This is a genomic window from Isoptericola sp. b515 (assembly GCF_030588125.1).
Taxonomy (GTDB): Bacteria; Actinomycetota; Actinomycetes; order Actinomycetales; family Cellulomonadaceae; genus Isoptericola; species Isoptericola sediminis.
This window is the reverse complement of record NZ_JAUQYR010000001.1, coordinates 1,067,152-1,093,363: the sequence shown is the minus strand read 5'-3', so window position 1 is coordinate 1,093,363 and position 26,212 is coordinate 1,067,152. Positions and strand designations below refer to the sequence as shown.

The 26,212-nt window shown below is 73.8% G+C and carries 20 protein-coding genes and 1 riboswitch; of the genes, 5 read left to right on the top strand and 15 right to left on the bottom strand.

Features of this window, described 5'->3' with window-relative positions; translation table 11 throughout:
* Positions 1-27 precede the first annotated feature (27 nt).
* Together Q6350_RS04955 and Q6350_RS04950 are read right to left on the bottom strand one after the other, a co-directional pair.
* A complete protein-coding gene (locus tag Q6350_RS04955) occupies positions 28-642 on the bottom strand; it encodes a cation transporter (protein WP_305065578.1) in 615 nt (204 codons plus the stop codon).
* Complete coding sequence (locus Q6350_RS04950) at positions 639-1,679, bottom strand: DUF4190 domain-containing protein (RefSeq protein ID WP_305065576.1); 1,041 nt, start codon at positions 1,677-1,679, stop codon at positions 639-641. The genes Q6350_RS04955 and Q6350_RS04950 overlap by 4 nt, the downstream gene beginning before the upstream one ends.
* Positions 1,680-1,850: 171 nt before the next feature.
* Here Q6350_RS04950 and Q6350_RS04945 point away from each other — a divergent pair, with 171 nt between their 5' ends.
* Positions 1,851-3,251, top strand: coding sequence for a polysaccharide deacetylase family protein (locus Q6350_RS04945; protein WP_305065574.1), 1,401 nt, complete (start codon positions 1,851-1,853; stop codon positions 3,249-3,251).
* Positions 3,252-3,291: 40 nt separating this feature from the next.
* Here Q6350_RS04945 and Q6350_RS04940 read toward each other — a convergent pair whose 3' ends face one another.
* Both Q6350_RS04940 and Q6350_RS04935 read right to left on the bottom strand, forming a co-directional pair.
* Positions 3,292-5,022: an acyl-CoA dehydrogenase family protein gene (locus tag Q6350_RS04940; protein ID WP_305065572.1), complete on the bottom strand. Its 1,731-nt coding sequence runs from the start codon at positions 5,020-5,022 to the stop codon at positions 3,292-3,294.
* A 72-nt stretch (positions 5,023-5,094) separates the two neighbouring features.
* Positions 5,095-6,045 carry a ketopantoate reductase family protein gene (locus tag Q6350_RS04935; protein ID WP_305065570.1) on the bottom strand — a complete coding sequence of 317 codons (951 nt, stop codon included), beginning with the start codon at positions 6,043-6,045 and terminating at the stop codon, positions 5,095-5,097.
* Between the two features lie 140 nt (positions 6,046-6,185).
* Positions 6,186-6,352: riboswitch (cyclic di-AMP (ydaO/yuaA leader) on the top strand.
* A 19-nt stretch (positions 6,353-6,371) separates the two neighbouring features.
* Between Q6350_RS04935 and Q6350_RS04930 the strand changes: the two genes are divergently transcribed.
* The gene (locus Q6350_RS04930) at positions 6,372-7,313 is read left to right on the top strand and encodes a D-alanyl-D-alanine carboxypeptidase family protein (RefSeq protein WP_305065568.1); all 942 of its coding nucleotides are present in this window, start codon (positions 6,372-6,374) and stop codon (positions 7,311-7,313) included.
* A 12-nt stretch (positions 7,314-7,325) separates the two neighbouring features.
* Here Q6350_RS04930 and gtfA read toward each other — a convergent pair whose 3' ends face one another.
* Complete coding sequence (gtfA, locus tag Q6350_RS04925) at positions 7,326-8,858, bottom strand: sucrose phosphorylase (protein ID WP_305065566.1); 1,533 nt, start codon at positions 8,856-8,858, stop codon at positions 7,326-7,328.
* Positions 8,859-9,060: 202 nt separating this feature from the next.
* Here gtfA and Q6350_RS04920 point away from each other — a divergent pair, with 202 nt between their 5' ends.
* Positions 9,061-9,867 (top strand): maleylpyruvate isomerase family mycothiol-dependent enzyme, encoded by an 807-nt coding sequence (locus tag Q6350_RS04920; RefSeq protein ID WP_304604822.1) that lies wholly within the window; start codon positions 9,061-9,063, stop codon positions 9,865-9,867.
* Between the two features lie 22 nt (positions 9,868-9,889).
* A complete protein-coding gene (locus Q6350_RS04915) occupies positions 9,890-10,204 on the top strand; it encodes a hypothetical protein (RefSeq protein WP_304604821.1) in 315 nt (104 codons plus the stop codon).
* 101 nt (positions 10,205-10,305) lie between these two features.
* Here the strand turns inward: Q6350_RS04915 and Q6350_RS04910 are convergent, their stop codons facing one another.
* The 3 genes from Q6350_RS04910 to Q6350_RS04900 are packed head-to-tail and all read right to left on the bottom strand — an operon-like array spanning position 10,306 to position 17,040.
* Positions 10,306-10,803 carry a flavin reductase family protein gene (locus Q6350_RS04910; protein WP_304604836.1) on the bottom strand — a complete coding sequence of 166 codons (498 nt, stop codon included), beginning with the start codon at positions 10,801-10,803 and terminating at the stop codon, positions 10,306-10,308.
* Positions 10,804-10,840: 37 nt separating this feature from the next.
* On the bottom strand, positions 10,841-11,290 hold the full coding sequence (locus Q6350_RS04905) for a thioesterase family protein (RefSeq protein WP_304604820.1): 450 nt from the start codon (positions 11,288-11,290) through the stop codon (positions 10,841-10,843).
* Positions 11,290-17,040 carry a type I polyketide synthase gene (locus Q6350_RS04900; protein WP_305065563.1) on the bottom strand — a complete coding sequence of 1,917 codons (5,751 nt, stop codon included), beginning with the start codon at positions 17,038-17,040 and terminating at the stop codon, positions 11,290-11,292. Before Q6350_RS04900 ends, Q6350_RS04905 begins: the two co-directional genes overlap by 1 nt.
* 258 nt (positions 17,041-17,298) lie before the next feature.
* On the opposite strand from Q6350_RS04900, the gene Q6350_RS04895 reads away from it, so the two are divergent.
* Positions 17,299-18,279, top strand: coding sequence for a DUF1702 family protein (locus tag Q6350_RS04895; RefSeq protein ID WP_305065561.1), 981 nt, complete (start codon positions 17,299-17,301; stop codon positions 18,277-18,279).
* On the opposite strand, the gene Q6350_RS04890 is transcribed toward Q6350_RS04895, so the two are convergent.
* Genes Q6350_RS04890 through Q6350_RS04860 form a run of 7 tightly spaced genes read right to left on the bottom strand, consistent with a single transcriptional unit; the run spans position 18,268 to position 26,151 of the window.
* Complete coding sequence (locus Q6350_RS04890; protein ID WP_304604817.1) at positions 18,268-18,777, bottom strand: DUF2505 domain-containing protein; 510 nt, start codon at positions 18,775-18,777, stop codon at positions 18,268-18,270. The two genes, Q6350_RS04895 and Q6350_RS04890, sit on opposite strands and share 12 nt — an antisense overlap.
* A gap of 9 nt (positions 18,778-18,786) precedes the next feature.
* Entirely contained in the window at positions 18,787-20,409 is a 1,623-nt protein-coding gene (locus tag Q6350_RS04885) for a GMC oxidoreductase (RefSeq protein WP_305065560.1), read from the bottom strand.
* Entirely contained in the window at positions 20,406-21,005 is a 600-nt protein-coding gene (locus tag Q6350_RS04880; protein ID WP_304604815.1) for a DUF5987 family protein, read from the bottom strand. The genes Q6350_RS04885 and Q6350_RS04880 overlap by 4 nt, the downstream gene beginning before the upstream one ends.
* On the bottom strand, positions 21,002-22,276 hold the full coding sequence (locus tag Q6350_RS04875; RefSeq protein ID WP_305065558.1) for a cytochrome P450: 1,275 nt from the start codon (positions 22,274-22,276) through the stop codon (positions 21,002-21,004). Before Q6350_RS04875 ends, Q6350_RS04880 begins: the two co-directional genes overlap by 4 nt.
* The gene (locus Q6350_RS04870; RefSeq protein WP_305065556.1) at positions 22,269-23,261 is read right to left on the bottom strand and encodes a DUF1702 family protein; all 993 of its coding nucleotides are present in this window, start codon (positions 23,259-23,261) and stop codon (positions 22,269-22,271) included. Before Q6350_RS04870 ends, Q6350_RS04875 begins: the two co-directional genes overlap by 8 nt.
* Positions 23,258-24,289, bottom strand: coding sequence for an enediyne biosynthesis protein UnbU (locus Q6350_RS04865; RefSeq protein ID WP_305065554.1), 1,032 nt, complete (start codon positions 24,287-24,289; stop codon positions 23,258-23,260). Before Q6350_RS04865 ends, Q6350_RS04870 begins: the two co-directional genes overlap by 4 nt.
* Entirely contained in the window at positions 24,286-26,151 is a 1,866-nt protein-coding gene (locus Q6350_RS04860; RefSeq protein ID WP_305065552.1) for a VCBS repeat-containing protein, read from the bottom strand. Before Q6350_RS04860 ends, Q6350_RS04865 begins: the two co-directional genes overlap by 4 nt.
* Positions 26,152-26,212: the final 61 nt, after the last annotated feature.

The following is a 26,212-nucleotide window of genomic DNA, read 5'->3' as shown; positions in this document are numbered from 1 at the left end:
CCGGGGCGCTCGACCGCGGAGGACGACTCAGTCGATCTCCTCCCCGGCGAGCGCCCTGGCCGCGAGGCGTTCGTCCTCGCTGATCTCCCACACCTCCCAGGCGGCCCGCCCGGCGAGGCCGATGATGACGCAGCCCAGGACGAGGTCCGGCCAGCCGGACCCGGTCCACGCCGTCACGAGGCCCATGGCGATCACGGCGACGTTGACGAGCACGTCGTTACGGGCCGACAGGAACGCCGCCCGGCTGAGCGACCCGCCGTGGTGCCGCACGCCGACCAGCAGCCATGCCGCCGTGCCGTTGACGACGATCGCCCCCGCGGACGCGAGGACGAGCGGGACCACGTCGGGCGCCTCGGGGGCGCCGAACCGCTGCACCGCCTCCCAGGCGGCGAAGGCCGCCGGACCCAGGATGATCACGGCCATGACCTTGCCCATGGCCGCGCGGCGGGCCAGCGGCCATCCCAGCGCGAGCAGGATGAGCAGGTTGACCGCCGTGTCCTCCAGGAAGTCGACGCTGTCGGCGAGCAGCGAGACCGACCCCGCGCTCAGCGCCACGAAGAACTCGACGAAGAAGTAGGCGAAGTTCAGCGCGGCGACGACGGCGACGACCCGTCGCAGCCGGGCGACGGGGATCTCGGTCACGGGTTCCCGACACCCTCGGGGAGCAGATCGGCCGGCACCCGCTCGAGCAGGTCGTCGCAGGCCGCCGCGTCACCCGACTGGCACTGGCCGCCCAGCTCCTGGAGCTCGTCGGCGTCACCCAGCATGCCCCCGAGCTCCTGCAGGTCCTCGAACGAGTAGTCGCCGGTGACGCCGCCGAGCAGCAGGTCCGGGACACTGACCTCGCCCGCGGCGATCGCGTCCGCCTGCTCCAGGGCGGCCTCGACGTCCTCGCCGTAGGCGTCCCAGAACATCAGCCCGCCGACGACCAGCAGCGTGGTGAACAGCACCTGCAGCGTCCCGAGCGTCATCCCGGTCCGCGCCATGCCACGGCCGTTCGTCCCCCGCCGGCGCGTGCGGTCGAGGCCGATGCCGCCGAACACGATCGCCAGGATCCCAACGAGCGGCACCACGATCCCGAGCAGGCCCGTGATCAGGGACGCCACCGCCGTCGGCTCGGTGCCGCGACGCGGGCCGGCGCCGCTCTCGCGCGGTGGTGCGGGGGCCGACGGCGCCGGGCGCTGTTGCGGCGCCGGGCGCTGTTGGGGAGCCGGCCGCTGCGTCGGCGTTGCCGCGGGTCCTGGCGCCGGGGCGGTCCGCTGCGCGGGTGCCGGCGTCGATCGCGGGAAGGCAGCGGCCGACGGCGGCGTCGCGGACGACCGGTCGGCCGGCATCACCCGGGTCCCCCAGGGCGTGGCGTCACGACCGCGGTCGGTGGCGGGCAGCACCGACTCCCGGCGCGGCCGGCCAGCGAGGGGCTGCGTGGCCGACATCGCGCCACCACCGAGGACCTGGGTCTCCTGCCCCGTGTCGCGGTCGAACACCTGCGTGTCCTGACCCGCCCCCGCGGCCAAGGGCTGCGTCTCCTGCCCCGTGTCGCGGTCGAACACCTGCGTGTCCTGCGCCGACGGGGCCGGTGGAGGCTCCTCAGTGTGCGCCGGCAGGACCTGCGTCGCGTCGTCGGGGTCGGGTCCCGTCCCCTCGGCGTCGGTCCGGTCGGGGCGGTGCTGCTCGTTCATGCGGCTCCCGTGTCGAAGTCAGCACCGATGCTATGCCCCGGGCGGCGACCCCGGACAGCCCCGGCCCGGTGGCGGCGCCCGGGTGACCGTCGTGTGCACGCTCCGCGAGCGCCTCGCGCGAGCATCGCGACCAGGGTGGCCACGGGGCGCCGTTGGCCGGAGGATCACCCTGTGAGCACCTCCGAGCCGACCGCGCCCGAGCCGCCGGTCCGTCGCCGCCGCGCCCGGTGGTGGTGGATCGGCGCGCTCGTCGTGCTGCTCGCCGCTGCGGTCGTGGTCGCCGGTGAGCTCGAGCACCGTGCCTGGAAGACGCAGGTCGCCGAGTACGAGGAGGAGGTCGCCCGTCTCACCGACGCCGCCGACACCTCCCGCGGACGCTCCGAGGACGCCTACGCGGACAGCCGTGAGACCCTCACCGCCGCCGTCCAGGACGGCCGGCCCGTGTACCGGCGCAGCGAGGGCCAGGTGGCGGACCCCGCGGTCCGCGAGCCCTTGGACGCCGCCCTCACGGAGGCGCGGAAGCTGCGGGACGCCGAGGTCAGCTACCCGGTCGAGACCCGCACGGTCGAGGCGGTCACCCGCCCGAACCCGTTCTTCCCGGAGACGTTGCCACAGGTGGAGGTCGAGGTCGTCGACGGGTCGGACCCCTCGCCGGAGGCGCTCGACGACGCCGCAGCGGAGGTCCTGGAGACGAGCGACGCCGTCGCCGCCGCACGCCGCCAGTGGGCCGTCGACGAGCTGCAGCCCGCCGTCGTCCAGGGCCGTGACGCGCTGACGGACCTCACCGCGCAGGACGCCGACCTCGACCTCGGCACCCTCGACACGGCGGTCTCCGACGCCGAGGCGATGCTCGACGCCGGCGTCGACGCCGTGGACCCCGACGAGGCCGTGCGCCTGCGGGACACCCTGCTCGAGACCAGCACGTCCCTGTGGCGCACCCGGCTGGACCAGATCACCGCCGAGCGCCGTGCGGCGGCGCGTGCCGAGGGCGTCGACTGCCGGGTGGACAAGTGCGTCGCCCTGACGTTCGACGACGGTCCCGTGGCGCAGACCGAACGGCTGCTGCAGATCCTCGACCGCAAGGACGCACCGGCCACGTTCTTCATGGTGGGCGACAACGTCGCCAGGAACCCGCAGATCGCCCGCGCCGTCGCCGACGCGGGGCACCTCGTCGCCAACCACTCGTGGAGCCACCCGCAGCTCACCACCCTCGACGACGCCGAGGTGCGCGAGGAGCTGCGCAGCACCTCCGACGCGATCCGCGAGGCGACCGGGTCCACCCCGTTCCTGCTGCGGCCGCCCTACGGTGACGTCGACGGCCGGGTCCGCACGCTCGCGACCCGCAGCGGGCTCGACGTCATGACCTGGAACCTCGACACGCTCGACTGGCAGACCCGCGACGCGAAGGAGACCCGCCGTCGGGTCCGCGAGCAGGTGGAGCCCGGGAGCAACGTGCTGCTGCACGACATCCACGCGACCTCGGTCGACGCCGTCGGCAAGATCATCAAGGACCTGCGCGACGAGGACTACGTGCTGGTCACGGCCGACCTGCTCGTCGACGACGAGGAGTGACGCCCCGCCCGGCCGGACGACGCGTCGGGACGCGCCTCGGTCAGCGCCGGCGGTGCCGTGCCAGCACCGCACGGCAGTCGGTGCCGGCCGGCAGCACCCCGTAGCCGGCGCCGCGGTCCTCCCCGAGCCGCGCGGCGACGAACGCCTCGGCGCTGCCCGACGGCGCGTGCCGCACCATCAGCGACGCCTGCAGCGCCACGGCGAGCGACTCGACGACGCGGCGGGCCTGCGCCTGCTGCGCGCCGTCGTCGGACCCGGCGAGCTCGGTGAGCAGCCGCTGCGTGCGCGCGACGTGCGCGTCCAGGGCGGGGTGCGCCCCCGCCGTCGTGCCGAGCTCGGCACGGAACGCCTCGACCGACTCCGGCTCGCGCGCCATCGCCCGCAGCACGTCCAGGGCGATGACGTTGCCCGACCCCTCCCAGATGGCCATGACGGGCTGCTCGCGGTACCGGCGTGCCAGCGGGAACGCCTCGGTGTACCCGTTGCCGCCCAGGCACTCCATCGCCTCGAACGCGTGGTGCGGGCCGCGCTGGCACACCCAGAACTTGCTCACCGCCGTGGCCAGACGGCGGAACGCCCGCTCGGCGTCCGTCTCGGCGTCGTACGCCGCGGCCAGGCGCATCGACGTCAGGGTCGCGGCCTCGGACTCCAGCGCGAGGTCGGCGAGCACGGCCGTCATGGCGGGCTGGTCGACCAGGTGCGCCCCGAACGCGCTGCGGTGGTCCGCGTGCCACAAGGCCTCGGCGACCCCCTGGCGCATGCCGGCCGCCGACCCGTGGACGCAGTCCAGCCGGGTGCGCGACACCATCTCGATGATGGTGCGCACCCCGCGGCCGGGCTCGCCGACGAGATACCCGACGGTGCCGTCGAGCTCGACCTCCGCCGACGCGTTCGACCGGTTGCCGAGCTTGTCCTTGAGCCGCTGGATGCGGAACGCGTTGCGGGTGCCGTCCTCGAGGACGCGCGGCACCAGGAAGCACGTCGGTGACCCGGGCGGCCCGGCGTCCGCGCCTCCGGCCTGGGCCAGGACGAGGAACGCGTCCGACATCGGGGCCGAGCAGAACCACTTGTGCCCGGTGAGCAGGTACGTCCCGGCCGGGCCGGCGGGGACGGCCGCCGTGGTGTTGGCGCGGACGTCCGACCCGCCCTGCTTCTCCGTCATGGCCATGCCGACGAGCACGCCGGGTTTGTCCCCGGGAGCGGCCGGCGTGCCGTCGTAGGCGGAGGACAGCAGGCGCGGTTCCCAGACGGCGGCGAGCTCCGGCGCGTGCCGCAGGGAGGGCACGGCCGCGTGCGTCATCGAGACGGGGCACGCATGGCCGGGCTCGACCTGCGAGAACAGCGAGAAGACGGCGCCGCGCACGACGTTCGCCCCGGGTCCCGGCTCCGCCCAGGCGCCGGTGTGCGCCCCGCGCTCGACGGCGGCGGCGAGCACCTCGTGGTACGCGGGGTGGTACTCGACCTCGTCGAGGCGGCGGCCACGCCGGTCGTGGGTGTGCAGCACCGGCTCGTGGGTGTTCGCCCGCTCGGCCGCGTGCTGGAACGCCGTGGTCCCGACGTGCGCCCCGGCCTCGACCAGTCGCTCCTCGCCCCAGTCGCCGCCGAAAGCGTGCACCGCCTCGCGCAGCACCGGGAAGTCCAGGTACTCGTTGACGTCGACGCGTTCCGGCGGCTGGTTCACGACCTGGTGGGTGGTGCGCGGTGCCGGGTGGCGCTGCGCGGGGTCCGGCGTCGCGACGTCCGGGGTCGTGGCGGGCGGACTCGCGGTCATGGGATCCTCCGTCGTCGTCGACCTCGTCCTCGAGGGGCCGGCTCCAGGATGTCCCCCCAGGGCACCTGCTCGCTACCCGGTGGCGCCGGCTCCCGTCGAGGCGCCCGGTGACGAGGTCGAGGACCGGCCGAGCTCGGTCACCAGCCGCCGGGTGAGGGGCGCGGGGACCTCGTGCCGGTCGGCGGCCCGCAGCACGGCACCGCCGATGGCGTCGAGCTCCAGGGGCCGCCCGGCCTCGGCGTCACGCTGCATGGACGAGCGCGCCTCGGGCGGGAACGTGTCGTAGAAGCGCAGGGCCGTCTGGCTGGTGTCGGGACCGCCGCCGGCCCGGCCGATCGCGGCGACCTCCGCGACGAGCGCCGCGAGGGTGTCGCGACGCTCGGTCCGGAGCGTCCCGATCGGCTCCCCGTGGTAGGTCGTCAGCAGTGCGAAGGGCGCGAGGAGCCCGAGCTTGCCCCACAGCATCGCCCCCTCGTCGTCGCGGACCAGCGTGGTGACCCCCGCGTCCCGCAGGATCGTCGCCGCGGCCTCGAGCCGGTCGGCGGGCGCGGTGCTGCTGGCCAGGTCCACCTCGACGAAGGGGCTGCCGTGCACGATGCGCCCGGGAGCGGTCCGGGTGGACTCGACGCGGATGACACCGGCGGCGACGGACGCCGGCGCGAACCGCTCACGCAGGGCGGCGACGTGCTCGACCCCGTTGAGCAGCGGCACGACGAGCCCGGCGGCGACGTGCTCGGCGGGGACCCGGTCCAGGGCCTCCGGCAGCGACGGGTGCTTGACGGCGACCAGGCACAGGTCGACCGGCTCGCGCAGCTCGGTGTCCGCCTCGACCTCGGCCGAGAAGTCCCCGAAGAAGCCGCTGGTGACGCGGAGGCCGTCGGAACGGAGGGTCGACGCCGTCTCGGGGCCGGCCAGGACGATCACGCGATGGCCCGCCCGGGCGGCCAGCGCTCCCACCAGCCCGCCGACGCCCCCCGGGCCCAGCACGGCGATCGTCGAACGACGTGACGTCCGTTCCGCCATCGTCCACCTTCTTCCTGCGAATCGGGTCAGAGGTTGGTCAACGTAGCGCACCCGTGATCTACCCGTGACAACTCGCGGCGGGAGGGATAGTGTCCAGGCAGCTCACACCCCAGGTGAGATGTCCGAGGCGGGCGCCGAGCCCTGTCACCGCCCCGGAGCCGGACGACACGAACGACAGGGACGGGGGACCCACTCTCGGGCACCGCGGTGCCCTCGGGGTGAAGCCGCGCAGGGACGCCCTGCCGGCCGGGTCAGTCTCCGACCCGAACCCGACAGCTAACCCCGCAGGCGCCAGGAGAATGTTCGATGCGACCCCGCACCGCCCGATGAGGCACACGCGCGACCTGCCCGCGCTCCCCGACGCGACCGCACGACCCGCACCCACGAGGGCACGTGCCAAGGGACGACACACCGCGAGCCACGCGGCCCGACGCCGCCGCACCGGCCCCACCTGGTCCTCGCTCGCGCCCACCAGCTGGCCGCTGAGCATCGGCCTGGGCCTCGCGGTCACGATGGCGACCACGACCGGCATGGCCGTGGCCTCCGGCACGACCGAGCTGCCGCGCGCCACGAGCCCGGAGGCCGCGCCCTCCGGCGTCCGCGCCCCGGGTGACGCCGCCGCCGACCTCGCGGCCGTGACGAGCGCCGCGAAGCAGGCGGCCCTGCTCGCCGACCGTGGCCAGGCCGCCTCCCGGAACGCCGACCGGGCCGCGCCGACGACGTCCCGCGCGGCCGGTGGCTCGGTCGGCGGCACCGTCGTGCCGGCGGACGCCACGCTGTCCGCGGAGAAGGTCGCCCTGTCGGTCGAGGCGGCACCCGAGCCCCCGCCGCCGCCGCTGCCCGGCTGCGACGGCTACGCCAGCGGCACCGGGTCCAACGGGTACATCCCCGAGAGCGAGATGTGCACCCTGTGGGACGGCACGACGCGGATCCGCGCCGACGCCGGCGTCGCCCTCGCCCGGCTCAACCTGGCCTACCGCGTGGTCTTCGGCGAGAACATGTGCATCACCGACGGTTACCGGAGCTACTCGTCGCAGGTCGCGACCAAGGAGGCCAAGGGGTACCTGGCCGCCACGCCCGGCACCTCGAACCACGGGTGGGGTCTGGCCGTGGACCTCTGCCCGGAGACGTACTCCGGCAGCCGCTACGACTGGCTCCGCGCGAACGCCCCGGCCTACGGCTGGGACAACCCCGACTGGGCGATCTACGACAAGTACGAGCCGTGGCACTGGGAGTACACGGACGCCGTCACCGAGATGGGCGGCTGAGACCGGACGGTCTCAGTGCCCCACCGGGCCGCCGAGGTCGTCCGGGGTGAAGGCGGCGAGGTCGACCGACGCCTCGCCCCGCCCGCCGGAGGACCAGGTCAGGGTCCCGACACCGCTGGCCAGGTCGACCTCGAGGACGGCGACGGCGTCGGGCACCTCGACGCCGCGGCGCTCCATGCTCAGCACCGTGCCGTCGAGCGTCGCGTCGACGTCGCCGTCGAACGCCGGGAACGTGTTGCGGAACCGGCACAGGGCCAGCATCCGCCGCACCACCGGCGTGTCGAGTGCGGCGTCGATCTCCTCCGCCGTGTAGTGGTGGCGGTTGATGTCCCGCCCCACGCCCGTGCGCTGCAGGAGCTCGACGTCGTTCTCCCCCGCCAGCAGGCCGACGTAGTAGACCTGCGGGATGCCGGGCGTGAAGAGCTGGAGCGCTCGCGCGGCGAGGTAGCGCGCGTCGTCGCGGCCGAGCGCGTCGTAGAACGTCGAGTTCACCTGGTACAGGTCGAGGTTCGACGCCGCGGCACCCGTCGCCGCGGCTGACGCGCCACCCGTGCGCTCGTGGATCCCCTCCACGAGGGCGTCGATCTGGGCCGGGTCCAGCAGGCCGGGGCGCTCCGGCTCCCCCGGTTCGACGGTCTGGTCGGGGCCGACGTCGATGACCCCGATCCCGTCGTGGGTGTCGAGCACCGTGACGGCGTTGCGGGGACGTTCGCGCAGCCAGTCGAGCAGCGCCGCCCCGTCGCCGGTGTACAGGGCGTGCAGCACGAGCGGAGGCAGCGCGAAGTCGTAGACGAGGTCCACCTCCCGCGCGATCTCGATCTGACGCCGGTAGTAGGAGTGCACCTCGACCAGGACGTCCACACCCCGCTCCCGCGCCCGTGCCGCGAAGTCCGCGATGAAGGCGAAGGTCTCGGGCGTCATGAAGCACGTGCTGCCCGGCGTCTTGACCGCGTACCCGACGGCGTCGAGGCGCACCTGACGCACCCCGGCCGCCGCGACCGTGTCGAGGATCGAGGTGAGGTAGTCCTGGCCGAGCTCGGAGCTCAGGTCGATGTCGATCTGCTGGGGCGTGAACGTCGTCCACACGTAGCGCAGCGTGTCCCCGAGCCGCAGCGCCGTGAACGGCAGCCCGGGCCGGGGCCGGTAGATGCGGGCCAGCTCCTCCTCCCGTGCGCCGTCCGGGAAGACCGACGACATCGTGAGGAACATCGGTGCCCACGGCGAGGCGTCGCCGTGGGCGACGACGTCGCGGAACGCCGCGGAGTCGGCGGAGACGTGGTTGACGATGAGGTCGACCATCACGTCGTGGGTGCGGGACAGGTCACGCACGTCGTCCCATGTCCCCAGGCGCGGGTCGACGGCCGTGTGGTCGACGGGGTCGAAGCCGGCGTCCGCGCCGTCGAAGGGCGTGTAGAACGGCAGGACGTGCACGCCCCCGAACGACTCGGCGACCTCGTCGCGGCGCAGGAAGCGCGCCAGTCCCCGCAGGTCGCCGCCGAGCCGGTCGGCGTAGGCGATGAGCTGGACCTGGTCCTGCGTGCCCATGGATCCTCACCCTCCGTCGGGTCGGTCGGCATGCCTCTCGCCCGCCATGATGCGCCACCGTCGACGACCACGCCCACGCGGCGCACCCGGTGCGGGGGCCGCGTCCGGGTACCGCGCCGGGAGGAGCACACCGGGAGATGTCCCAGGGGGACCGCGGGGGTTCACTCGCAAGAACCCGGACATCACGAAACGAGGTCAGGACATGACGACCACCACCGAGATTCTCGACGACTTCCTCCTCGAGGCAGCGGACCTCCGCGGTCTCCTCGCATCGCTCGACGACGACCAGTGGGAGCTGGTCACGCCCGCCGAACCGTGGCGCGTGCGCGACCAGGTCGCCCACCTCACGTTCGTCTTCACCCTGGCCGCCGCCGCAGCCTCGGACACGGAACGGTTCGCCGCCATGACGGCCCCCGCGGCCGACGTCGGGTTCGACGCCGCGGTGAACCACGCTCTGGACCTCTTCAACGCCGGCACTCCCGCGGAGGTGCTGGGTCGCTTCGACACCGCCGTCGACGACGTCGAGCGGGCGCTGCGTTCACGCGGCCCGGACGATGTCGTGCCGTGGCTGGTCAACCCGCTGCCCGCGGCGGTGCTGACCGCCGCCGGCATGCTCGAGCTGTTCGCGCACGGCCAGGACGTGGCGGACGCGGTCGGCGTGGGGATCGTCCGGACGGACCGGGTACGGCACCTCGTCCCCTTCATCCACCGGACCATCGCCTTCGGCTACCAGGCCCGGGACCTCGACGTACCGCAGGGCTCGTTCCGGTTCGCGGTGAGCCTGCCCTCCGGTGCGGCGGTCGAGGCCGGCGACGAGTACGCCCCGAACATCGTGTGCGGCGAGGCGGTCGACCTCGCGCTCCTGGCCTCCCGGCGTCGACACCCGGACGACCTGGTGCTGCACGCGATCGGCCCCGACGCATGGACCTACCTCGACGTCGCCCAGGCGTACCGCGGGCCCGCCGGCACGGGGCGCGAGCCCCTGGCCGCCGGCGCGGCGACGGTCTGAGCCGAAGGGTCAGGAGGAAGCCGTGCTGAGAGTCATGACGTACGAGGTCCGCGAGGACGCGGTCGGTGCCAACACGGCGCGCGTCCGTGACGTCGTGGCCGCGCTCGAGGCGCGCGGCCACGCGGGGACCTATCTGTCCGCCCACGTCGCCGGGACGGGACGGTTCGTCCACGTCGTCGACCCGCGGATCGAGGGCGTGCTGGACGACCTGCCCGAGTTCGCCGCCTTCCGCCACGGGCTCCGTGGCGTGCTCGTCGCCGGTCCCGTGGCCCACCAGGCGGCCGTCGTCGCCGGCGCCATCGACGGCGCCGTCACCGCGCCGAGCGCCTCGGTGTAGCCAACCTCATGGCCGGGTACACCTAGACGGTCGGGGCGGGTCGGGGAACGTGCCCCGCCCCGCCCCGCCGGCCCGACCCGCCGCTCCGTCGCGGCGGGTCCTCACGTGCCCGCACCGGCCCCCAGAAGAGTCACCGGCACCGGGCCCGGGGTCCCGAGCTCGCGGAACCCTCCGTCGAAGAACGTCAGCACCTCGGGGGCGCCTTCACCACAGCCGAGGACCCGAGCCACGACGATGCCGTGGTCCCCGCCCGGATGAACGTCCTCCACCTCGCACTCCAGCCACGCGGCCGCGCCCGCGATCAGCGGGACACCGGTGCTCTGTCCGCACCACCACGACAGGTCGCCGAACTGACGCCACCCGCGCGGTCGACCGCGGTCGGCGAAGTGCCGGGCGATCGGCTCCTGGCCCCCCGCCAGGATCGAGACGCCGAGGCACGCACCCGGGGCGAGGAGGGCGTGCATGCGGGCGCTCGCTGCGACGCAGCCGAGGACCAGGGGCGGGTCGCACGACAACGACGTGAACGAGTTCGCGGTCATCGCGTGCGCGTGCTCACCGCAGGTGGAGAACACGGTCACGCCCGTCGCGAATCGTGACATCACCCTCCGCAGCCGGACCGGGGTCACCGCGGGCATGTCAGACGACCTCGAGCGCCGGCTCGGCGCGGTACGGGGCGAGCGCGGCGACCAGGTCGTCCGGGACCCGGGTCGGCACCGTGTGCTGGTTCGGACCACGCATGCACACGATCTTCTGCCGCCCCTTGCCGACGAGCGTCTCGGTGTCCTCCTCGACCTTCACGTAGTCGAAGGCGAACTCCAACCGGCTCGGGCCGAGGTCCACGAGGCTCATCCGGACGCCGACCTGGTCGAACGCCGTCAGCTCGCTGAAGAACTCGCACTCGACCTTGAGCGTGAACAGCTTCAGGTCCTCCTGGACCTCGGCCAGGACCGTGGGAGCCTTGTCCCGCAGGAACATCTCCCGGCAGCGGCCCTGCCAACGCAGGTAGTTCACGTAGTAGACGTTCCCGACGAGGTTCGTCTCCTCGAACCCGACGACGTGGCGGATCTCGTAGTAGCGCGACGGCATCAATGACCTCCCAGCAGTGCGAACATCGTGCTCGTGCCGGTCTCACCGGTGGGCAGCACCCAGGTGATGACCCGGTAGGGGCCCGCGGCGATGACGACGGCGTCGTCGGTGGTGCTCGCCAGGGTCAGGCCGATCGACGCGTGGCCGACCTTGCGGACGCACTCGAGCGCACCCCACACGCGGGTCGCGGCCTCGTGCACGTCACCGCCGGCCGCGGCGGCGATCTCGCGGACCAGCGTCCATGCGTCGCCCAGCAGGTCCTGCCACACGTCGTCGGGCCGCTCCACGACCGCCTCCGTGTCGCAGGCCACGCTTCGCGGCGCGACGGCGGACATCGTGAACAGAGCGTGGTGGGCGGAGCACGCCTGGGTGGTGTCGTCGAGCAGGAGCCGGCCGTCGGCCTGCCGGCGGAGCGTGGCCCCTGGCCGGAGGCGCGCGATCGCCCGGTCCGTGGCCGCCCGGTCGTCGGCCCGTGAGGCCGACCCGGCGGGTGCATGGGGCTCGACGGCGACCTCCACGCCGCGTCCGAACAGCTCCTCGGCCTGGCGCTGCAGGTAGGGGCCCGTCATCGCCGGGCTCCAGCGCATCGTCCGTGCCGGACGTCTCGTGACGGCGCGCAGCCGCAGACCGGACCAGGTCTCCACCGGACCCGACAGGTCGTGACAGGCGAGTCGGTACGTGTAGGAGTCCCCGTCCTGGACGTCCTCGTGAGCCTCCATCAGCACCTCCGCGCTCGGATGCGTGGCCATGGCCGGCACCAGGAGGTCGACCCTCTCGGGGAGCAGCACGGCGTCCGGGACGCAGCACTGGATGGCGTGCATCATCGCGTCGCGGGCACCAGGTGCGGCCAGGATCAGCTCCTGCGGGTGGACGAGGGAGAACCACGGCTGGCCCGGCCCGGTGTCCAGGTCGGCCACGGCCCGACGGGCCAGCGCCGCGCGGTAGCCACGCACCGCCTGGAACCGCGGCCCCTGGAACATCAGGGACCCGTACAGGTCACGTCCGGGCTCCAGACCGACGGGCTCCAGACCCGCCGACGCGGGAGCATCGGCCTCCGGCACGTCCGGCGGCGGGATGATGAGTGCGGTGAAGTGGTCGACGGCGAACGCGGTACCAGCCGTGCGGACCGCGACCCGGACGGAATCGCCCTCGACCAGCGCGGCGACACGGATCGTCTCGGGACGGTCGGGCGGGACGAGGACGGGCCGGTCGAACGAGAGGTCGGCGAAGGCGAGCCCGCCCCGCAGCTGCGGGCGCAGGGCCACCGCGGCCTGGGCCATCGCCTCCATCCCCATGACGCCGGGGAAGATCATCTCGCCGTCCAGGACATGGTCGGCGAGGTAGGGGTCCGTACCCGGGGACAGCTCGGCGTCGACCACGAGTTCCACCCCGGCGTAGTGCACCTGCGGCGTCTCCAGGAAGCGGAGCAAGGGCAGGTCACCGGGGGCGTGCCGCATCGTCGGGAACGTGCCGGTCCGGCCGGCGACGACGATGAGCGGCGGCAGGTCGCCGTCGTCGACGAGTGAGGTGACGAGCCCGACGCCCCACTCCGACGGGATCGGCTCGATGCCCCGTTGCCGCAGCGACTCCAGGACGCCGAGCCGTTCGCCCATCCCGGCTCCGGACCAGACGGACCACTCGACGGCGCGGACCCGGACCTGGGGGTTCTCCCGGCCGAACGCCAGCACCTCCTCGGTCAGCCAGTCGTTCGCGGTGGCGTAGTGGACCTCGCCCTCCAGACCGGCGCGTCCGATGATGCTGCCGAACGCGACCAGCAACCGTAGACGTGAGGCGTCGAGGCAGGCGAGCACGTTCCGCAACCCGTGCACCTTGGGCGCGACGGTCCGGTCGAGCTGCTCGCGCGTCAGGTCCCGTGCCCGCGCCGGTTCGTTGGTGCCGGCCCCGTGCAGCACCGCCGTGACGGTGCCGAGGGTCGCGGCCCCCTCGCGCACGGCTCGCGCGACCGCGGCGGCGTCGGTGACGTCCGCGGCCACGTAGACGCACCCCACGCCCGCGCTCCGTGCCTGGTCCAGGGTGGCCGACACTGCGGGGTCGGACATCGGCGCGCGGCCCAGGAGCAGCAGTCGGCAGCCCGATGCCTCGGCGATCCGGAGCGCGGACGCGGCGGTGATCCCCTTGCCGCCCCCGGTCACCAGCAGGACGTCGTCCGCCCCCAGGTAGGAGGCCGACGAGGCCTCGGAGGTCTCCAGCGCGGCCCACGCGTCGTGCCGACGGGCACCGCCGTCCGCGTAGGTGACCTCGGCGAAGCCGGCGGTGCGGTCCACGTCGGCGGCGATCGAGTCTGCGACCGCAGGAAGGGGGTCGGCCAGTTCGGCGGGAAGGTGCACGACCGTCACCCGGGGCGAGCTCCCCTCGAGAAACAGCGAGCGCGCCGCGGCCGCCGCTCCGTGGTCCCCACGCTGCAGGACCACGAGCGGCACGGTGCCGTGCTGGCGCAGCGCGCCGAGCAGCGCCTCGATCGCGTCCGCGCCGGCGTCGGGCCCCCGGCCCGTCGTGCTCACGAGCACACCCGGCTCGACGCCGGGCAGGCGGGCCAGACGGGCGAGGACGAGATCCGTCAGCTCGTCGTCCGCCCCGACGAGCGTCCAGCGTCGCTCCGGCCCCTGGGCCGGCGCCGGCAGCAGGTCCTCGGTCCGCGACGACCGGCCGAAGGCCCGGACCCACGGCCCGGCGCCGATGACCTTCGCCGGCACCTCGTCCCGGTCGGACATCTCGTCGATCATCGTCGCGATGTCCCCGAGAGTCGACGTCGCGAAGGACGGCACGCCGTGCAGCGGCCCACGCCCCAGGGAGCGCAGGACGTCGTTGGTGATCTGGCCGACGGTGATCGAGGACAGGTGCAGGTCGTCCAACGGGCTGGTGGCCGGACCGAGCACCGACACGGGCAGGTCGACCTTGTCGGCGACCACCGACAGCAGCACCTCCAGCGTGCTCGCCCCGGCCGCGGCCCCGGTGTCCCGCGATCCGGCAGCCTCGTCCTCGGAGGTCTCGGTCGGCACGAACCCCAGCCCGGGCGCGGCCTCGCAAGGGTTGGCAAGGAACGTCATCCGCTGGCCCGGCACCAACGGGCGGTACGCACGGCCCCGCACCAGCTCCTCGGTGCTGACCGACCGGCCGACCACGTGGGCAGCACCGACCGCGTCCAGGAAGGGCGCCAGCGACCGTGAGTCGGTGTCGATGCTCACCGTCGGCACGGTCGGCAGGTTGGCGGCGACGAGGCCACCGATCGTGCGTCCGGGCCCGACCTCGATCACGAGGTCGTGACCGCCCAGCAGCTTCGCGGCATCGCTGAAGCGGACAGGGTTCGTGATCTGCTCGACGAGGAACGCCGAGACGTCCTGGTCCTCGGGGAGCAGGGCGGCCGACGACGGCGAGACGACGTCCCGCTGCAGCGGCCCGAACGGGACGCCGCGCAGATGGTCGCGCAGGACGGCCGCCGCACGGGCGCACTGCGAGGTGTGGAAGGCGTGCTCGACGTCCAGCACGCTGACGTCCAGCCCGGCGATCGCGCTCGCGGCCACGACGGCCTCCACGTCCGTCCGGGGGCCGGCGACCACGGTCAGCTCGGGTGCGTTGTACCCCGAGACCTCCGCCGCGGTCCCGTCCAGCAGTGCACGGACACGGTCGGGTCCCGCACCGACCACCGCCATGGCGCCGGTGCGGGGGACCTCGTCGTACATGGCTCGCCCGCGCACGCGCGCCAGCTCGATGGCCCGCTCCTCGCTCAGCGCGCCGGACCAGGCGAGCGCCGTGATCTCGCCGAGGCTGTGGCCGATCGCGGCGTCCGCCTCGACGCCGAGGCGGGTGAGCGCCGCGAGCCCCTGCAGCGACCGGCGGACGACTCGTGGCTGGAGGCCTGCCGTCCCCGGACCGTCGTCGACCTGGCCGACGCGGTCGTGCACCGCGTCGAACCGGCGCACCGGGGCGCCGGGGTGCCCGTGCCCGGCACCCTGGCCCGGGAACGCGAAGGCGATCCGTCCCGGTGCGGCCCCGCGCCCGAACCAGATCCCCTCGCCGACCCGGACGAGCCGCCCGGTGGGCACCTGCGTGCCGGTCAGCAGGTCCGCGACGCGCTCGAGCCGCGCCACGGCGTCACCGGGGTCGCGCGCCACGACCGCGACCCGGTGCTCTCCGTCCGTCAGCGTCCGCTGCAGGTGGACGGCGAGGTCCGTCAGCTCGCACGTCGCGGCGCGCTCCAGCGTGCCGGCGGCCTCCCGGACCTCCGCGGCGAGCGACTCGACGTCCGCCGCGGCGAACAGGAGCAGCTCGGCGTCCTGACGGCCGAGGACCGTGTCGGTCACCTCCGGTGCCACCGACGCCCGGGTCGGTGGCGCGGCGTCGGCGCTCTCGAGCGCGATGTGGGTGTTGATCCCGCCGAACCCCATCGCCGACACCCCTGCCCTCACGGGGACGCCGGAGCGGTAGACCCCGGCGTCGGTCGGGACGTGGATCGCGTGCGCGGTCTCGCTCAGCAGGGGGTGCGGGTCCACGTGCCCGCTCGCCGGAGGCACCACCTGGTGGTGCACGGACAACGCCGCCTTGATGAGGCCGGCCACTCCCGCCGCCGCCTTCGTGTGGCCGATGTTCGCCTTGACGGAGCCCAGCGCCGCGGGCCACGGGTCGTCGATCCCCTCGCGGGTGGAGGCGAGCGCGGCGATCTCGGTCGCGTCGCCCACGGCGGTCCCGGTGCCGTGCCCCTCGAAGTACGAGACGGTCGACGGGTGGTATCCGGCCCGAGCGTAGGCGTGGGCGAGCGCGCGGCGGTGCCCGCTCTCCTCCGGCCGCGTGATGCCTCCCTTGCCGTCGGAGGACATCCCCCAGCCAGCGATGCACGCGAGGACCTGCCTGCCCTGCGCACGGGCGTCGTCCTCGCGCATCAGCACGACCATGCCGCACCCCTCGCCCGGCCAGAAGCCGTTGGAGCCGCGGTCGTAGACCACCATCTCACCGGTCGCCAGCGCGCCCGTCTTGCTGAAGCCGACCAGCTCGAAGGGGTCGATGGAGAGGTCGACACCGCCGGCCAGGACCACGTCGGCGTCACCGGACCGCAGGGCGTTCGCGGCGTTGATGACGGACAGCAGCGACGAGGAGCAGGCGCCGTCGACCGTGTAGCCGCCGCCGCCCAGGTCGAAGAAGTTGCAGATCCGGCCGGCGATCGTGTTGGCCAGCCCGCCGGCGAGCATGTCCTCGTTGGCTTCCGGGAAAGGTGCCTTGTAGACGCCCTCGAGATCCCGGACGAACCCGTCGATCTCGGCGTTCTCCCACCCGCGCTCCGCGAGCTGGGCGGAGATCGTCCGGCGGACGTAGGGCCACCGCAGGCGCATCACGTTGGCACGCGAGAACTCGCCGGTGAGCGTGTTGCCGAGGACGACGGAGGTCGTCGCGAGCGGTAGTCCCTCGCCGTCCTCGAACCCGGCGGCGCGCAAGGCGTCCGTCGCGACGTCCAGCGCGAGCCAGTGGGTCATGTCCGTCGACGTCACGGTGCGCGCCGAGATCATTTTCGCGACCCGGTCGAAGGTGTAGTCGCGCAGGACGGCGGCCCGACTCGCGTAGAACTTGTCCGGCGCCGCCGGGTCGGGGTCCCAGTAGTCGGCCAGGCTGGTCCGCTCCTCCGGCATGGTCCGGAACGCCCGCCGGCCGGCCAGGACGTTGGTCCACAGCTCGTCCGGGGTCGCGGCGTCCGGGTACCGCAGACCGACTCCCACGATGGCGATGCGCTCGGACGTCACTGGACTCGCTCCATCCTCCGGGTGGCGGCCCGGCAACCACGACGACAATGCGTTAACCACGACGACAATGCGTTCGAGACCTCAGGATCCCGCCGTGGCACCGTGCGGAGTTCTCCCTGGTTGCCTCCCGCCCCGGCGGGCGACGGCGGCCTGCGCCGGCACCTCCTGACGTGCGCCGGGACGCCCGCACCGTGGACCGGTGCGCCGCGGGTGCCTAGGGTCGCGACCAGCACGTCCACCGACCCGGGGAGACCTCCGATGCCCGTGACGTTCACCCGCATGCTCCGCTGGGCGGTCGCGCCCGCGGTCACCAGCGTGACCGGTGCCCACCTGGGGTTCCCGGCGGCGGAGCTGTCGGCGCGGGCCGCGCTCGACCGGATCCCCCAGGCCGTGGTCGTCGGGTTCGAGTCGGCCCTCGAGTCGCCCGGCACGGCAGCGATCGCCGCCCGCGTGGAGCTGATGGACGAGCACCTGCGCGGGTTCGGGTACGAGGGAGCCGTGATGGCCACGACGATCCTCGACGCGGCCACCGGGGGTTCGCGGACCCGGGCGCTCGTCGAGGGGCCGGCCCGGCCGCACGGGCTGCTGGCGTACATCGGCGTCGGGTTCGCGCTGGCCCGGCTCCCTCGACGGCTGTGGAGCCGCGCCCTGCCCGAGCTCGACCTCGGCGCGTACCACCCGACGCTGTCGTGGCTCGCTGTGGACGGCTACGGGTTCGACCTCGCCTACTTCGACCGGCACCGGTGGGTCGGTACGCGTGCACGTCCACGCCCGTGGCCGTTCCAGGGTGCACCCACGTACTTCGCCCGAGCGGTCGACCAGGGCATGGGACGCGCCGTGTGGTTCATCGACGGGGCACGTCCGGAGCACGTCGCCGCGACGGTGGGCAGCTTCGACCCGGCACGGCGCGGGGACGTGTGGTCCGGGGTGGGGTTGGCCGCCACCTTCGCGGGGCCGTCGACCGGCGAGGACGTGGCCGCCCTGGCCGTCCTGGCCGGCGAGCACGCACCCGACGTCCGGCTCGGCGCAGTGCTGGCGGCCCGTGCACGGTGCGACGCGGGTTCGGTTCCGGCGCACACGGAGGCCGCGACGCACGCTCTTGCCGGGCTGTCCCCCGCGCAGGCGTCGGAGGTGTTCGACGCCTGCGCGGTCCTGGACGACGACGGCCCGACCCCCGCTTACGAACGCTGGCGATTCGCCATCAAGCAGGAGCTCGTCCGAATCCGCTCAACGGTCTGACGGGACGGCGCCGCTGCGGGACAGCTCCTCGAGCAGGGCCGCCTCGACCTCCATGGTCTCGCGGACCAGGGTGGCCGAGGCCTCCTCGATCCGACCGCGGAACAACGGCACCGTCGACGACAGCGTGCCCTCGAAGGTGAGCCGAGCCCCCCTCCCCTCCGGGACGACCCCGACCGCTCCACGGAACCTGACCGGAGCACCGTCGACGTCGATCTCGAAGGCGCCCCGACGGCTGCCGCCCTCCGGCGGGTCCCACCGCTCGGTCTCGGCGACGACCATGACCGGCCGCACGAGGGCCTTGACGAACTCGGGCAGCCCCACCGTCGGAAGGTGGCGCTCGGTCCGTACCGTGACGCCGTCCGGACGTCGGTCCACGGTCATCGCGAAGTCACGGGCGGCGAGGCGGGTGGCCTTCTCCGCCTGAAAGGCCTCGTCGCACAGGTGCGCGACGACGCTCTCGACAGGGAGCGGCACCGGCTGGCTGAAGGTGAACTGCATGGCTTCTCCTCACACGGGGACGGGACGGGGGGTGGGCAGCTCGGCCTGGTAGTCGACGTCCGCGCCGCGCCGCCTGAGACGTTCGACGACGAAGGGGACCGCCCGCTCCGCGAGAGCGGCGATCGTGTTGGAGGGGTTGACCGTCAGGGCGGTCGGCACGGCGGAACCGTCTGTCACGAAGATCCCCTCGTGGCCACGCAGCTCATGCGTGTGGTCGAGGGCGCTGGTCTCCGGGTCGGACCCGATCCGGCACGATCCGAGGGGGTGCACGGTGTACGCCCCGACGAGGTCGTTCGTCCAGGGGTCGACGGTACCGAAGCCGGGCCCCTCGACGAGATCCTTGATGGTCTCGTCGGCACGCCGCCAGGCAGCCACGGTCGACGGGCGGGGCCGGTAGCGCAGGGTTCCTCGTCCCAGCAGCTGCTGCGAGAGCCGCACCGCGTTCCCGGTCGGCGGGGGTGGCCCGAACTCGCCCTCGTTGTCGTCCTCCACCAGCGAGAACAGCATCAACCAGTTGCGCCACCTGCTCAGCAACTCCTTCTTCTCGGGCCCGAACCAGCCCGGCAGCCCGTCCGCCGTGCGGGCCTGGGCGAGGATCGTCCCCAGGCCCGGCGGGAAGTAGAGCTGCTCGACGGCGAACCGTTCGTGCTCGGGCAGGCTCCCGTCGAGCCGGTCCCAGGTCGCCACCACCGGGCCGCGGCCCACCTGGAACGCGCCGTAGGGACGCTCGCCGGCGGTCGCACCCGGTGGCAGGATCTCCCGGACGGCGTTCTCGTCGATGACGGCGACGTTGATCCGCTCGCCGTTGCCCGAGAAGTACCTGCCGACCGCGTCGGGCATCGCCCCCAGCTGCGGCTCGGACCGCTGGAGGATGACAGGCGTGGCGGCGGCCCCGGCCGCCAGGACAACCACCCGTGCCCGGACCTTCCCGGTCCCGGTCGTGAGGCGGTAGTCGACCGGGTCGACGTGGGCGTAGGAGACGACGTACCCGCCGTCCGCCGAGCGCTCCACCGTCTGGACCTCGTGCAACGCGCGGATCTGCGCCCCGTGCTGCTCGGCCGCGGGGATGTAGTTCGTCAGCAGCGACCGCTTGGCGTCCTCGACGCAGCCGGACATCATCCAGTTGCAGCTCGTGCAGCGGCTGGTGTCGACCGCCGACGGCAACGGGTTCGCTGTCAGGCCGCCGTGGTCGCAGATCGCGGCCCACAGCCCGCCGGGCTTGCTGACCTCGTCCCAGCCGTGCGTCCGGATCGGCAGTGCCTCCGCGACCCGGTCGTACCACGGGTCGAGGCTCTGCCGGTCCACCTCCGCGGGCCACAGCCGCTGTCCCTGCGGACCGGTGCGGTCGAAGACGAAACGCGGCGCCCGCGGCATCGCGGCGAAGTACACGACGCTGCCGCCGCCGACGCAGTTGCCGCCGAGCACGCTCATGCCGTCACCGGCCGTGAAGTCGAAGATCCGGGTCGACGACGAGCCGAACCGCAGCGACTGGTCGAACTCGTCCGCGGACAGACGCGGCCCCCGTTCGAGGACGAGGACGCGGGCGCCCCCTCGGGCCAGGTGGAACGCGGGGATCGAGCCCCCGAACCCGCTGCCGACCACGACGGCGTCGAACTCTTCGATGTCGCTCACGTGAGGCTCCCTGTCCTGGGGTCGGTCGCGGGGTGGAGACGGGCCATGGGGACCGTGTAGGTGGGGTCGCTCGCGCGCCAGCGCCCACCGGACGGCGGGGCGAACCCCATCGCCGTCAGTCCCGGCGCCCCCGAGAGCACGGCCTCGGCCGTCTCGCGGTGCGGCGCGCTGTCGTAGGCCATGGTGGCGAACAGCGCCAGGAGGAACCACAGCTCGTGCGCGGGCTCCTCGGCGCCGGTGAGCAGCGCGAGCAGACGCCGGCGATCCTGGTAGGAGAGGTCGGCGAACCGGTCGACGTCGACGAGGCCCTCCGCACGCGCCCAGGACGCCGCACGCTCGTCGAGCATCTCCGCCATCTCCCCGACACCGTCCTCGATCCCGGTCGCCGGGTCCGTGAGGACCTCGAGCGCACCGGCCTCGACGGCACCGGGCGTATCGCTCACCCCGGCGATCGCGACGTCGTCGTCGTGCCGACGGCGCCCCGGGACCACCGTGTCGGCGCAGGCCTCCAGGGCGGTCGTCTGCTGAGCGGTGAGCCGGGGCCGCGCCCCGCGCGGGGCGACTCGTGGCCGGCTGATCGGGTCGGTGGGACTCATGCGTGGCTCCTTGCCGGGGGTCGGTACTGCTCCGAGGTGGCGCGGGACCGGACCTCCACGACCGCTCCACCGGCCGGCGCCTGGGACATGCGCGCGAGCGGTCGTGGGGGTGCGGCGTCGGCGGGACGCAGCCGGACCGCCCGGGCCACGACCGCGAGCCAGACGGCACCCTCCATGGCAGCCAGCGAGACGCCCGGGCACGACCGGGGACCGGCACCGAAGGCGAAACCGCTCGGGGCCCCCTGACCGCGGGCGGCGCGACCCGGTTCGAAGGACCGGTCCGCAGAGGTCGCCCCCGGGAGCAGCAGCACCTCGTCGCCGGCGCGGAGGCGCACCCCCGCGACGGTGTCCGCGGCGACGGCCCGGCGACTGATCAGCCAGACCGGGGGACGCAGCCGCAGCGTGTCCTGGAACACCGCGGACGCCCAGGTCAGCGCCGCCAGGTCGTCGACGGTCACGGTCGTCGGGTCCGCGAGGCGCTCCCCCTCGGCCGCGACGCGGTCCTGCAGCTCGCCGTCGTGGGCGAGGAAGCCCGCCGCCCAGCCCAGGGTGCTGGCGGTCGTCTCGTAGCCGGCCAGGAACAGCGACATCATGCCGTCGTCGCCGGACCATGCGTCCGGGCGCGCCGAACCCTCCAACGACGTCCGGGCCTCGGTACGGAGCGTGGCGAGCGCCCCCGCGACGGCGGCCGCCCGGCGTGGCCGCAGCCAGATCGGCACCGCTCCCTGGGTGACGGCGCGGAAGATCGCCTCGTCCTGGACCACGTCGAACGCCTCGTGCACCCGCCGCCCGTCAGGCGGCGCGAACCCGAAGGTGCGCGCCAGGCACGTCAAGGTGTACGACGCGAGGTGGACCGTCAGGTCGACGCGGTGCCATGCCGTGGAGTGCAGCCGGTCGGCAGCCTCGTGGGCGGCCCGGACGACGTGACCGAGCTGGTGCTGCACGGCGCGGGCACGCAGGTACGGCCGGGCGGCGGCACGCTGCTCCCGCCAGGTGTCCCCCTCGGCCGTGAGCAGTCCGTCACCGATCATCTCGCGGGCGTGCAGCTGCCCCATGCCCTTGACGTACCTGTCCGCCCGGTCGACGAGCACGTGCTTGACCGTCGCCGTGTCACGGGCGACGAGAACCCGTCCGGTCGGCAGCGTCATCACGCACCCGTGCGGGTGCGCGCCCGCGAGCCGGGTGAGGTGCTCGACCCGGTCGCCCCGGGTGAGCGCCAGGAGGGTCCTGGCCGTCTCGACGGGCCCGAGGGAGCGCGCGCGCTCAGTCATCGCCCAGCTCGTCCGCCACGGCCGCCCGCCACTCCTCGTAGGCGTGCCAGTTGCCCGGCCCGCCGGCCGGGATGCGGGGGCGCAGTGCGTCGACGACGGACACGACGTCGTCCCAGGGGCGCTCGCAGATGACCTCGGCCGCTGTCCGGGTGTGGGGCACCGTCGTGGCCGACCGGGCGCGGGCCTCCACCGCGAAGGCACACCCCTGGCGGACCCAGCGCCGGTGGTCCCCGGCGGCGGCCAGCACCGCCCGCATCCCCTCCGGGCCCCGCCCGCCGGCGTAGGTCATCGCCAGTCCCACGCCCGCCCACAACGACGCGCGCTGGTCCGTGGGGAAGTCCTGCACGTGCCCGGCGAGACGCCCGGCGGACCCTCCGGCGACGAACCACAGACCGCGCCCGATCCCCTGGGCCAGGTGCTGCGTCGCCACCTCGGGGCCCCCGGGCCAGGTGTCCCGGGGGAACCGAGTGGACCGCGTGCCCAGCACCGCGCCGGTGCGGAAGAACACCTCGTGGAAGGCGTACCCGTCGAGGACCAGCGGGACGACCGACCGGTCGAGGCGCGCGAGATCCGGCCACCACGGCCGCGGCAGACGGGCCAGGGCCCATCCGACGCCCACGTGCGCCAGGTAGGTGTGCTCGTCCGCCCGCCGGAGCAGCTCGTCGAGCACGCCGCGGTTCCACGGCTCGAGCCGGGAGCGGAGGGTGCAGGCCATCGCCGCGCCCTCCAGGGCGAACCCGCGCCGCCCGGCGGACACGCGGCCGACCTCCTCGAGGACGGCGGCGGCCGTCGACCGGTGACAGGCGACGGCGAACCCGTCCAGGAACGCGTTGCCGACCGGCTCCACGATGCTGTTGCCCTCGGTCCAGGGATGGAAACCGCGTCGCCGCGGGTCCACCTGGCTCCGGGACGGCGTCATCACCCGCGCCCGGGCGGCGCGCCACGGCGCGGAGGCCCGCCGCAGCACCGCCGTCGGCGCCGTCACGTCGCCGCCCCGGCCGGGGCGGCGACGCGTTCGCGCTCGCTCTGGCGGGACCGGCGACGCTCGGCCGTCCACAGCACCACTCCGCGCAGCGCGCAGGTGATGACGAGCCCGAAGAAGATGGCGTAGGCGACACCCAGGGCGATGAGGACCCCGTACACCGCGGCGGTCGTGAGGCCGAACACCACCTGGCGGCGCGGCGAGAACGGGGTGGTCCCGGGGTCGGTGATCATGTAGTTGGTGAACAGCACGAACGCGACACCCGTCATCATGCCGAGAGCGGACCAGACGTTGTCGCCGAGGAAGACGTCGCGGACGACGGCCTGGGCGACGTACCCGCCGACCCACGCCGCGATGAGCGGCATCCGCCGCGTCAGCTTGGCGTTCAGCAGCGTGCCGGCGACCAGGATGACCGCCGGGATCAGCCAGTCGAAGAACGTGTCCGTCCGGTTGAGGAACATGTAGGGCGGGACGAACCCGACCGCCGGCATCAGCAGGAGGGTGACGCAGATGCCGAAGTTCGACGGGTTGAGGTAGTGCCGCAGGCGCCCGCCGGACCGGAGGCGGAAGAGGTACTTGGACCCGACGGCGACGACGACGGCGAACAGGTAGATGCTCAGGGACTGCCCGTAGATCAGCATGGCGCAGGCGAGCGCCGCGATGTGAGCCGGCAGCAGGAAGTAGAACATCTCCTGCGGGCCGCCGGCGTACCCCGGCCGGACGCCGCGCGCCCAGGAGTCGACGAGCTCCAGGCCGAGGCTGCACGCGTAGGCCACGAGCACGGCGGCGATCGGGACGATCGGCGCCTGCTCGAACCCGAGGAGGAGGTGTCCCACGACGTTGAGCACCGTGATCGACACGGCGAACCGCAGGAGCGCCGCCTTGCGGGGGTCCCGGCCGGGGGCGGGGGCGGGAGCGGGCGGAACCTCGCGGACGGCGTCCGTACGGGGCGGGGCAGGTGTCGGGCGGGCGTCCGCGGGCGCCTCCGGCGCAGCCGGCCCGGGCTTCATCGGTGCGGTGGTCTCGGTCATCGGTCGATCCTCAGCTCTTGGGCCCCCTCGATGAGGGCGAAGGTCGTGGAGTGCTGGCCGTCCGCGTCGACCCAGCGGACGGTCGCGGTGGCGTCCGCCAAGGCGTCGGCGGGCAGGGCGAAGTGCAGCTGCGACCCCGAGACGCCGGAGTGGCCGTTGGCCGGGTAGAGCTGCGAGGTGCGCGAGTAGCCGGGACCCTCGACCGTCACGACGGCTCCGATCACCGGTGTCGGCCCGTGCTCACCCTGGCGGGTGACCGCCAGGGTGACGCTGGGGTTCTCCGGCGTGCTGGTGTTGAGGTGCACCTGCGAGCGCGCCCACTGGTTCGCGACGAGGACGTCCTGGAGCCCGTCGCCGTCGACGTCGGCCACGGAGAACCCCCGGCTCGGCGTGCTCTCGTCGAACGGCACGCGCGACCCGGCGTCCACGAACTGGTCCCCGACGGGGATCCAGAGCCGGTTGGGCTCGTCCCCGGAGATGTCGCCGTCCTGACCGATGCGCATCCACGACGTCGGCGAGGACAGGATCTGGTCGTTGCCCATGGCCATCTCCTGCAACCGTGGCCACAGCTCCTCGGTGCCCGCGATCATGCCCGTGGCCTGCACGAAACCTTCGCGCCCTGAGTTGGTCGGGTCGATCGGCTTGATGTCCCAGGACCAGCCGCTCACGGCGAGGTTGACCTCCGCCGCACGGTCCTCGAACGGGAAGCTGCCCTCCAGCAGCTCCTCGCCCCGGCCGGTGGGGTAGAAGGCGAAGTTCCCCTCCTGCAGCCCCCAGGTCGTCGTGATGTTGCTGACGTGGATGCTGGGCAGGTCGGCGCCCGGGGCGTAGGAGTAGGCGACCCCCATGCCCTTGAAGGAGTCGTGGCCCATCACCTTGGAGCGCGCCGTGGTGAGGTCACGGTCGCCGCGGACCTCGGTGAGGCGCACGTCGCCGGGTTCCGAGGTGTTGACCAGGAGCTGGTCCGGGCCGAAGTCGTTGGCGACGTAGAGGTCGGGCAGCCCGTTGCCGGTGAGGTCCTGGGGCCCGAGCGCCAGGGTCCACGAGTCGGCGGACTCCTCGGGCCACCTCTCGGAGACGTCCGTGAACCGCAGGCCGCCGTCGGCCTCCGTGCCACCGCCCAGGTACAGGCGGTTCACCCCGGCGTTGTGGGCGTCCCCCATGGAGTGCTGCATCTGCATGCGAGGGTCGTCGTCGGCCGTCTCGTCCAGCACCCGGCTCCCGTCCGGGAAGTAGTTGCCGACGGCGATGTCCAGCAGCCCGTCACCGTCGATGTCGGCGATGTTGAGCGCGGTCGAGTTCCAGACCTGCATGGGTTCGACGAGCTCGGCCGCGGTGAACCAGTCGGCCGACGGCGTGCCCGTGCCGGGACCGGTGTTGCGGAAGATGACCGGCGAGCGGCCCCAGTAGTAGGCCACGACGTCCTGGCGCCCGTCCTGGTCGATGTCGGTCGGGACGCACCCGATGGGCGCCATCGTCCGGTCGTACCGCAGGCCGTCGGGGTGCAGCTCGAACGGCTCGAAGTCCGGTCCACCGCTGCCCGGCACGGGGAATACCCGGAGCCGGTCGTCGCGCGGATCGGTCAGGCAGGCGTCGCCGGGCCTGCCGAGCCCGCGCAGGTCCATCGACCCGACCGACGCCCCGACGGCCGAGATCCACGGCCGGATGTGCTCGAGGTCGGGGGCGACGGGACGCTGCTGCTGGTTCCCGTCGGAGTCGGGCAGGTCGTGGGTCGCGAAGGAGATGCGCTCCACCGCGCGTTCCGCGGCCTCGGCGGGCGGGCCGGGCTGCCACGGCAGCCAGGCGAGACCGGCGAGGGCCAGGGCCGCGACGGGTGCGGCCAGCAGCTTCAAGGACGACACGGGATCTCCTTCGGGGCGTAGCGGTTCCGTACGGTGGATCCGTGGCACGTCGGTCCCGGTC